This window comes from Mesorhizobium sp. WSM4840 (assembly GCF_055811755.1).
Genome location: NZ_JBVVQD010000092.1, coordinates 1 through 1,568 on the forward strand (window position 1 = coordinate 1; position 1,568 = coordinate 1,568).

The following is a 1,568-nucleotide window of genomic DNA, read 5'->3' on the forward strand; positions in this document are numbered from 1 at the left end:
CGTGAAGATCCTATGGGGATGAAAGGCGACCAGCGCTCTGCCAGAGTGAAGTTGCCAAACATCACCTGGAGGTCAGCATGCAAGCCAACACCACCAAAGCCCCGGCCGCTATCCGCGTCGATCTTGCCGCAATATTTGTCTCGTTAGAACTGTCTCGTTCAAAATGGCTCGTGACTTCGCTTTCGCCAGGTGGGGGCGAGAGAATGTCGAGACACCTCGTGTCGGGAGGCGACATTGCGGGTTTGCTCGCTCACTTCGCAGAGCTGCAACGAAAGGGGAAAGTGCGGACAGGACAGAGTTTCCGGGTCATATCAATCCAGGAGGCCGGTCTGGATGGATTCTGGATACATCGGGTCCTCGAACGCGAAGGCATCGAGAGCTATGTCGTCGACCCGGCATCCATTGCCACATCGCGTCGCCGTCGGCGGGCCAAGACCGACAGGATTGACGGGGAAGCACTGGTTCGAGCGTTGTTGGCCTACAACCGCGGCGAGCCTCGGGTTTGCGCGATGTTGCGAGTGCCAACGCCGGAGGAGGAAGACCGTCGCCGGTTGGTGCGGGAGCGGAAGGCGCTGACGAACGAGCGGATCAGGCACGTCAACAGGATCAAGGGTCTTTTGTTCAGCCAAGGTGTGTCCGGATACGAACCGTTGCAAGGCGATCGACGCAGATGCCTCGACGCGCTCATTACCGGAGATGGGCGTCCACTGCCGCCAGCCCTCAAGGCGCAGATCAGCCGCGAACTTGACCGTATCGAGTTGCTGATCCAGCAGATCAAGGATGTTGAAGAGGCACGCGACGCCATGCTCGTCGCGGCAGATGTGCCAACACCGGCCCTGCTGCTCAGCCTCAAGGGAATTGGTCCTGAGTTCGCGGCCGTCCTGTGGTCTGAGGGATTATCGCGCAAGTTTGACAATCGACGACAGGTTGCCGCCTACGCTGGTTTGGTGCCAACGCCCTGGCAAAGTGGGCAGATTAATTGCGAGCAGGGAGTCTCCAAGTCCGGCAATCCCAGGCTCCGGTCGACGCTTGTCCAGGTTGCGTGGCTCTGGGTGCGCCATCAACCCAATTCCGCACTCAGCCAGTGGTTCATGGCGCGAGTCATCCAGAATGGTGGCCGGTACAAGAAGACGGCGATCATCGCCCTCGCTCGGAAACTGTTTGTTGCGCTGTGGAAATACGTGAACGCCGGAGTCGTTATAGAAGGAGCTCTCCTGACGAAACCATCAGCGTAGACGCCAATCGATCATAACAATCTCCAGGACCGATCAGGCCTGGCAGATCCTCGGTAGACGAACCGACGAAACTCATGGCCTCAAACAGCCGCCGCTGAAGAATGGTTTCGTCTCTTGGGTCCGAATCCGCCGCAAGCGGGATCATGGAACAGGTGCATGCGCCCTGACCGAATATAAGGTGGACTGGGTTCGTTCGCGAACCGCGTCACGCAAACGGACTCATCGAATGGATCTACGGGTTGCCCTGGAGTACATGACAATGTCGACGTGATGCCCGTTTGTAGTTGACCATCCCCATATAAGAGTTTCGGGCGCCGGCAGGCGTACGAAAGT

General features: G+C 58.4%; 1 protein-coding gene. It reads left to right on the forward strand.

Annotated elements, in window-relative coordinates; translation table 11 throughout:
• The first annotated feature begins 77 nt into the window (after positions 1–77).
• Positions 78–1,235, forward strand: coding sequence for an IS110 family RNA-guided transposase (locus AC0L3I_RS36795; protein WP_473530213.1), 1,158 nt, complete (start codon positions 78–80; stop codon positions 1,233–1,235).
• Positions 1,236–1,568 lie beyond the last annotated feature (333 nt).